This is a genomic window from Vibrio sp. 1557, assembly GCF_033340175.1.
In the GTDB taxonomy this organism is placed as follows: Bacteria; Pseudomonadota; Gammaproteobacteria; order Enterobacterales; family Vibrionaceae; genus Vibrio; species Vibrio alginolyticus.
This window is the reverse complement of record NZ_JAWOVZ010000016.1, coordinates 103609-112005: the sequence shown is the minus strand read 5'-3', so window position 1 is coordinate 112005 and position 8397 is coordinate 103609. Positions and strand designations below refer to the sequence as shown.

Below are 8397 nucleotides of genomic sequence, written 5' to 3'. Positions count from 1 at the left end.
TGAAACTCAGTATGTTGTTTAAGAACTGAACAACATGGGGCTACCATGTCTTCTCATCGAATTAAGCAACAAAGCCCACTTAGTTTGATATGTAAGTGCTAGTTCACAGAGTAAAGTTATTTGCTACTTTTTTAAATTCTAAAGTTATTAAAAAGAGAACCAAAAAAAGTGTTTCTCATAAAAGAAACACTTTTAACACATTCAGGTCACAGAAATTATTAAGAGTTTACTAAATTAGGCAACCTAATATTGCAATAGCATTACACCATTAACGAGTTGTCTGAAATATTTTCCTTTGCCCAAATAAGTGCTTGAACTCTATTTTTCACATCAATTTTCTTGAAAATATTATGTAAATGCGTTTTTACCGTATTCTCGCTGACGAATAATTGTTCGGCGATTTGTTGATTGGACGCCCCCATGGAAAGAAAGGTAATTATTTGTTGCTCTCGTTTGGTCAGAATAGCGGAAACATTCTTATTTATAGGTTTGCAATGTCGACGAAGGTAAGTAATGTACTGCTGAGAAAACTTACGGCTGAACCACATATCTCCTTGAAGCACCTTACCAATACCAACTTGCAACGTTTTTATATCATCAGAGGTATAGAAAATACCGGCCAAAGTACGCCAAGCAAAGAGGTCTTCTGTCGATATGGATTGCTCACAATTAATTAAGATTTCAAGCGTGTTTTTCTGCTTGGCCGCTTTAAACTCCGCATAACGGCGAAAAATTTCATCCGTGATCACGCTGCAATCAACAATAATGGCTGATGCAAGAGATTCATGTAACACTCCGTGAATCAGATTATCTGGCGTGATTAGAGCAACACTAATACCGAGTTTGGTCTCCAATACATCTTTCAACAGAGATGACTGTAGACTTCCCTCCGTGATTAAAATAACGTTTCTTTTTTTTTGCTGCTCCATCCTGATCGCATTCCCTTGGTCGTTTTTATTGAAATACGCAATAGATTTAGATAGAGCGGTAGTATTGTCAAGTATGAAAATCACTAGTACTAATTAATAACTCATTGAAGTGTCAATAATTTTTAAGTGGCAAGTATGTGAGAGGTATTAGCATTTTTCAGACATTAAAAAAGGGAGTATAAACTCCCTTTTTGTGTTTGAGCAGGTGATTTAATCACGCACGTTAGAGGCAAAACACCACCTAACTTAGTGGATTGGAACTGCGTTTTTTTGGTTAAACTTACCAAAGTGTTGTTCTAACACTTCTGGCGTCAGCTTACCTTCCGCTTCCAGCTTTTTCAGCTCAGCGACGATCGCTTTTTGCTCTTCTAGCGACGGCAGTTTTACTTCTGGCTCCTGAGCGGTTTCTTGAGAAATTTGCTCTAGTTCTTTTTCGAAGTCATTCATAGTACTTACCTAAAATTAATGATTGAACTTTTAAACTTCGCCTATTCTATCCAACTCTATAACTTGAAGCTACCAACCATCTTGTCCAAACGAGAAGAGAGCGCTTGAAGATCGCGACTTGCATCCGCCAACTCTTCTGCTGTCGCGGTTGTCATTTCATTTATCGCGTTGATTTCTTCGATATTTTGATTAATGGTATGCACCACCGTGGATTGCTCTTCCGTCGCCGTTGCAACCTGTGTATTACGATCAGAGATGTCGGTGATTCGTTCAGAAATACTGATTAATACCTCGACTGCTTCATCGGTAGAAGTAACCCCTTCTATGGTGACCGCTTTGCCCGCTTCCATAGCACTTACCGCGTCTTGTGCGTCACTTTGAAGCTGATTGATCATGCGCTGAATCTCTTCTGTAGAATCGGCCGTGCGTGAAGCTAGGTTTCTTACCTCATCAGCAACAACCGCAAAACCACGTCCCTGCTCACCAGCACGAGCAGCCTCAATTGCAGCGTTTAGCGCAAGTAAATTCGTTTGCTCAGAGATGTCACGAATTACACCCAGAATCGAGCCAATATCTTTGGTTGTCGATGCCAACTGCGTCACAACAATATTGGTTGTTTCAACATCATCGGCTAGGCGGCTGATCACCTCTTTTGCTTTCATCACAACTTCTCGACCAGTTTGAGTGTTATCTGAAGCCTGATTTGCCGTATCAGCAGCGGTAGCAGCGTTCGATGCAATTTCACTGATGGTCGCACCCATTTGGTTGATAGCTGCAACTACTTGAATGGTTTGATCACGCTGCTCTTGGCTGTTGTCGTGTGTGGATGTTGCTTTCGTTGACACACTTTCTGCCGCTTGACTTAATGAGCCACTGGTTAAAGCAACCTCTTTCATCGTGGCATGAATCTTCTCAATAAATCCATTAAAGCCTTTTGAAAGCTGAGCAATTTCATCATTACCCTTAATTTCAATACGCTGCGCCAAATCGCCTTCACCTTGCCCAAGGTCGGTAAAACGATCGGCAATCAGTCGGATTGGTTTCGTAATGCTGTTTGCTAACCATACGCCCATGAGGATGAATACAACGGCAACAATGATGGTCGTAAACAGCATTTTTTTAGCTGTCGCATTCAGGTCTGCGAATACTTCATCAACGGGAACCACGCCAATAACAAACCAGTTCATTGAAGGAACATACAAACTAGAAACAAAAGTATCCTGCCCTTCAAACTCCACATTAATTAGGTTGAAGCTATTTTTGTTCAACAGCGCACTTGCGTCACTACCAAATAGTTTAGTGATAGAAGTTTGGTTCTTACCTTGTTGACGGTGTATTTGAATCTGGCCTTGTTCATTAGTGAGGAACACGTAACCCGTATCTTCAATTTTAAACCCGTTGAGCAAAGTAACCATGTCTCCCATAGATTTAGAGAGACCTGACATTGATGTACCATTAAGATCTTGGAAATTGGCAAACATTTTCACTTCGCCATTTGCCTCTTGGAACACACTCACGGACGTTTCTTGACCAGACGACGTAAATCCAAAGAACCAAGCATCTTGCGTTCGGTTAAGTTGACGTAAGAATCCGTTTTGGTTCCAGTAATATGCCGTTTGACGATTCGCTACCGACGCATCATTAAGACCATACTGTGATTTAACATTATTGAGCTGCTGCACCAACTGAACTTCTACTGACGGATCACGGTCTGTATTAGATAGGGCTTCAACAATAAATTCGTTTGTAGCCAGCTGTTTTGCCGCTTGTTGCATTTCGACAACTTCGCGGTCAATTTCGGTATTGATTTGCTGCAACATCGCAGGTAGCTCGATGTCAATAAGACGATGGCTCAATACATCTCTCGCATGACGCTGAGCCATAACACCAACAATGATTGTTGATGCTAGAACAGCAAACGTAATGCCAAGTACAACCTTCTGTTTGATGCTCAAGGAATGAAGTTTCAACATATTCGGACCTTTTAAAAGAATCACTTGTTATTGGCCCCACAAGGGGAATCAGGTGCATATCTCATGACACGCACACCACGGAATCTTTATCGGCTCATATGTACAAAACTAGAGGCATTTCTCATTATATTATGAAAAATAAATGTAACACACTGTCAAATAAGCACTTTCAGAGATAGCACGTACTTGCAATTCTCTGTAGCGTCCCAATATTGAAAAGATAAATTGCAATAGAGCATTGGAACTTTTTTCACATGGAAAATGACCAATACTCAACACGAAAATCACATGGATACCGAGAGTCCAAAGCATGCATAAATCTAACTTCGAAACTCTTCAGCAATACTTAGAGTCGCAGATCATCGGACAGCAAGATCTGGTAAAGCAACTGCTTGTTGCGCTTCTTGCGGATGGGCATATTTTAGTTGAAGGCCCTCCTGGGTTAGCAAAAACCCGTGCAGTAAAATCACTCTCAGACTGTGTTGAAGGCGACTTCCACCGCATTCAGTTCACCCCTGATTTGCTGCCAGCCGATTTAACCGGCACCGATATCTTCCGTCCCGAAACCGGAGAATTCACTTTCCAATCAGGTCCTATCTTCAACTCGCTTATTCTTGCGGATGAGATAAACCGTGCACCAGCCAAAGTACAAGCGGCAATGCTTGAAGCAATGGCAGAGAAACAAGTCACAGCAGGTCGTCATACCTACCCGCTGCCAGAGTTGTTTTTGGTTATGGCAACTCAAAACCCGATAGAGCAAGAAGGGACCTACCCCCTTCCTGAAGCGCAGCTAGACCGCTTTTTATTGCATTTAGAAGTGGAATACCCAGATGCGGAGCATGAGCTATCTATCTTGCGTATTAACCGCGGAGAAGCAAAAGGCGAAGCAAAGGTTGAACGCCCAATGTTAAGCCAACAAGATGTATTCACCGCACGTAAAGAAGTGTTGGATATTCATATGGCGGAAACGATAGAGCAGTACATCGTCCGTTTAGTTATGGCGACACGTCAAGCCAACGAATATGACACTGAGTTGGACAAGTGGTTGTCAATGGGTGTGAGTCCGCGTGCCACCATCGCTCTTGATCGCTGTGCACGTGCGCACGCTTGGCTTGCTGGTCGTGATTTTGTCTCTCCGGAAGATGTTCAAACCATGGCTTATCCGGTACTGCGCCACCGTTTATTGTTGAGTTACCACGCTCAAGCGGAAGGCATTACGGCAAACCAGGTCATCGATAAACTGCTAAACCTTGTTGGCAGTGCATAAACAGGTGAGTGATATGTCCGCTACACATTCATTACCACCTCATGCGAATGGGGTGACATTAACCCTTGAAGAGCTGCTCCAATATCGCACTCAATCTGTACGTTGGTTATCACCAGCACAGAGTCTCTGGTCGCAGATGAGTGGTAACCATACCAGTCGCCAAAAAGGGCGAGGTATGGATTTTATGGAGGTGCGCCAATATCAACCTGGCGATGATATTCGCAGCATTGATTGGCGAGTCACCGCTAGGACCGGTAAAGCACATACGAAGTTGTTTGCAGAAGATAAAGAGCAAGCGGTCATTCTTTATCTTGATCTAAGTTCTAGTCTACATTTTGGATCTAAGTATGTACTCAAATCCGTTCAATTGGCCCACTTTGCCAGTGTTCTAATTTGGCTAACTCTAGCTAAAAAAGATCGCATCGGCGCAGTGATTGATGACGGACATCAATGTCTTGAATTTCGCCCCTCTTCTTTACAAAGACAAGGGCTGCGGATTCTTAACGCCATAGTCGACATACATAATGCGCAAGTAACTCGTACTGCAAGCAACGACACTCGTACACTGCCGTATGCACAAGTATTGGAGACACTTCATACGCTCACCCCAAAAGGCAGCGAATTGATTATGCTCAGTGATTTTGCCCACGTAACACCAACGGAACTGGCACAACTACGTCGACTCAAACAACACAATAGCGTAAGGGCTGTTCAGTTTTATGATCCGTTAGAAAGAGGCGAAACAGACTTTAGAGGTCAAGTGAAAGCTTCGGATGGGCTGCATAGTCAATGGTTTAACTTTGGCTCTAAAGGACAACGAAGAGAACTCGAAAACCACTTTACCCAACATCAAGAAACCATTAAGCAGCAATGCCATTCAATAGCAATTCCATTTAACACGCTATCAAGTGGCCGGCCCTTAATTTCACAATTAAGCTAACAAACTGACAAGCAGTATTTATTAAGCAGTAATAATAATGACAACAAACAACCAAAGCCTAGACCTTGAACCTTTGATTTTGCCAAACGCACCGGATTGGTTTCCGCTCGCTTGGGGATGGTGGGTGGTGCTTGCAGCAACCTTGCTGTTCGTTTTCGGCATTTGTCTTTATGTGAGATGGCGTAAAAAACACTTACGCGCAAAAAAGACAGCATTAACACTTTTAACTCAACCTACCGCGCCTCATACCCCTTCCTCTGCTCTGGAAATATTGCGCCAGGCAGCATTGAGTTACTTTCCGCGTGAAGAGATCGCACCATTAACTGGAATCGCTTGGTATGAATTTCTCGATAGCCATACCAAAGAAAGTCGATTCGTAGACAAACAACATCAGTGGCAAGAAGCGTTGTATCAGAATTCTTCCCAAGGGCAGCATCAAAGCTTGGTAGACGATTGTGTCTTTTGGATAACCTACGCTTTGCCACCAAAGAAAAAGGCAAATAACCGTGACTGAGCAAACACTCATAACCGATCTTGCCCAATGGCTAAACATTGAATTTGTCTGGTGGTGGGCACTGTTTTTGTTGCCCATCCCCTGGCTGGTATACAAGTTTCTGCCACAAGAATCTCAACAAGCCGAGATCAAATTGGCGTACTTACCAACTAATGAGAATCGCAGCAAGCCTAAGCAAGCGCTGCAAAAAGCACTTTCAATCGCGATCTGGGGCCTTCTTGTCGTCGCTTGTGCGCGTCCAGTTTGGTTTGGCGATCCCGTTGAATTCCAACCCAAGTATCGGGACTTGATGTTAGTCGTCGATCTGTCCGGTTCGATGCAGCAGGAAGACATGGAACTCAACGGCGAATATATCGATCGCCTCACAGCAGTCAAAAAAGTTCTGTCTGATTTCGTAGCAAAGAGAAAAGGTGACCGTCTCGGAGTTGTTTTGTTTGGCGACCATGCTTATTTGCAAACACCACTCACTGCAGACCGCAAAAGCGTCATGCAACAGATTAATCAAACCGTCATCGGCTTGGTTGGTCAACGAACCGCCATTGGTGATGGTATTGGGTTAGGCACAAAAACCTTTGTAGACAGTGATGCTCCCCAACGAGTCATGATTTTGCTCAGTGACGGCAGCAATACTGCAGGGGTGCTCGAGCCGCTAGAAGCAGCGGAAATTGCGAAAAAATACAACGCCACTATTTACACCGTGGGCGTGGGCGCTGGTGAAATGATGGTGAAAGAGTTTTTCATGACTCGCAAAGTCAACACCGCAGCCGACTTAGATGAACAAACACTGACTAAAGTGGCAGAGGTGACAGGTGGACAATATTTTCGAGCGCGAGATACGGAAGAGCTCGAAAAGATTTATGACACCATCAACCAGCTAGAACCCGTATCTAGCGACACACAAACTTGGCGCCCACAGTCTGAATGGTTTCCATATCCATTAAGCGCTGCATTTGTATTATCGGTATTGTTATTCCTATTAAGGAGAAAACATGGCTGAGTTTATTTTCCTCAATCCTTATTGGCTTTTGGGGCTCATCGTGATCCCTATAGCACTCTTGCTTAATCACAAATTTAGAGCCCAAAAGTCCACACTGATTGCCCCTCACCTATCGCGGATGCTCGGACAAAACACGCAGTCTAAGCATTACTTCACTCTATGGGGTTTAGCTTGGGCAATAACTTGCATTTCATTAGCGGGGCCAAGCTGGCAGTCCAATGCTCGACCAAGCTTTGAGTTAAACCAAAACCGAATCTTGGTGCTTGATATGTCTCGCTCTATGTTTGCTACAGACATCAAACCCAATCGGTTAGCACAAACACGTTATAAGGCGCTCGATTTGCTGCCTAAATGGAAAGAGGGAGCCACTGGACTTATTGCTTACGCTGGCGATGCCTATAACTTAAGTCCACTGACAACTGATTCCAGCACGCTTGCGGGCATTATCGAAAATTTGTCACCAGAGCTGATGCCTTTTCAAGGAGCAAACCTGCCTGCCGCGATTGAACTTGCGATCAACCAGTTTTCTCAAGCTGGCACGCAACAAGGCGATATCATCGTGTTAGCGGATGATCTTGATACGTCAGAGCTGTCTCGCGCGTTAGATTTAGTCCAAGGTACAAAGTTTCGCATTTCTGTTCTTGCCGTCGGGACTCCTAACGGTGCGCCTATCGCGCTGCCCGATGGCTCTCTGCTAAAAACTGCACAAGGCACAACCGTCGTAGCGAAAACAAACCTGAAAAATCTACAGACGCTAGCGAATAAAACTGGCGGTCTATTTGTTCCTATTCAGCACACCAACCGTGATGTTGAAAATATCGCGGCCTTTACTAATAACATTGGTAGCCAGCTTTCTGCGACCCAAAGCGAAGAAGTTAAAACTGATTCTCGTCTCAACAGTGGCTTTTGGTTACTGCCGTTGTTACTTATTCCTGCGGCTTTACTGTTTCGACGCGGCCTGATTTGGGTGTTAGTTGCGACTGTAGTCCCAGTAACGTGGACACCGCATGCAGAAGCTAATCCGTTCTTAAATGCCGACCAACAAGGAGCGGAACTCTACAAGCAAGGTGAGTATGAACAGGCGCAAAACCTATTTACAAACCCAAGCTGGAAAGGAGCCGCCAGTTATCAAAAAGGTGACTACGAAGCCGCTATCGAAGCATTTTCTCATGATGCCTCCCTTAACGGCCGCTATAACCTCGCCAACTCGCTCGCTCAAAATGGTCAATTAGAAGATGCGGCTGATTTGTATAAAAAACTGCTAGAGGAAAAGCCTAACTTTGAAGCCGCGAAGAAAAACCTATCGGTTGTAGAAGAAAAGCTAAAACAG

General features: G+C 44.0%; 8 protein-coding genes. 5 read left to right on the top strand and 3 right to left on the bottom strand.

Annotated elements, in window-relative coordinates; all coding sequences use genetic code 11:
• Positions 1–260: 260 nt before the first annotated feature.
• From R7070_RS17605 to R7070_RS17595, 3 genes are all read right to left on the bottom strand, one after another.
• Complete coding sequence (locus R7070_RS17605; RefSeq protein ID WP_256900728.1) at positions 261–929, bottom strand: LuxR C-terminal-related transcriptional regulator; 669 nt, start codon at positions 927–929, stop codon at positions 261–263.
• A 246-nt stretch (positions 930–1175) separates the two neighbouring features.
• Positions 1176–1376, bottom strand: a complete 201-nt coding sequence (locus R7070_RS17600) for a restriction endonuclease subunit S (RefSeq protein WP_005375165.1) — start codon at positions 1374–1376, stop codon at positions 1176–1178.
• A gap of 56 nt (positions 1377–1432) precedes the next feature.
• Positions 1433–3349, bottom strand: coding sequence for a methyl-accepting chemotaxis protein (locus R7070_RS17595; protein WP_025768546.1), 1917 nt, complete (start codon positions 3347–3349; stop codon positions 1433–1435).
• Positions 3350–3659: 310 nt separating this feature from the next.
• On the opposite strand from R7070_RS17595, the gene R7070_RS17590 reads away from it, so the two are divergent.
• From R7070_RS17590 to R7070_RS17570, 5 genes are all read left to right on the top strand, one after another.
• Positions 3660–4616 (top strand): AAA family ATPase, encoded by a 957-nt coding sequence (locus tag R7070_RS17590; protein ID WP_033906738.1) that lies wholly within the window; start codon positions 3660–3662, stop codon positions 4614–4616.
• Between the two features lie 13 nt (positions 4617–4629).
• The gene (locus R7070_RS17585; protein ID WP_256900727.1) at positions 4630–5556 is read left to right on the top strand and encodes a DUF58 domain-containing protein; all 927 of its coding nucleotides are present in this window, start codon (positions 4630–4632) and stop codon (positions 5554–5556) included.
• A 37-nt stretch (positions 5557–5593) separates the two neighbouring features.
• Positions 5594–6070, top strand: a complete 477-nt coding sequence (locus tag R7070_RS17580) for a DUF4381 domain-containing protein (protein WP_017821862.1) — start codon at positions 5594–5596, stop codon at positions 6068–6070.
• A complete protein-coding gene (locus tag R7070_RS17575; RefSeq protein ID WP_050550100.1) occupies positions 6063–7067 on the top strand; it encodes a vWA domain-containing protein in 1005 nt (334 codons plus the stop codon). Before R7070_RS17580 ends, R7070_RS17575 begins: the two co-directional genes overlap by 8 nt.
• Positions 7060–8397, top strand: a 1338-nt coding sequence (locus R7070_RS17570; RefSeq protein ID WP_318141266.1) for a VWA domain-containing protein, incomplete at its 3' end; no start/stop codon positions are given. The genes R7070_RS17575 and R7070_RS17570, both read left to right, overlap by 8 nt.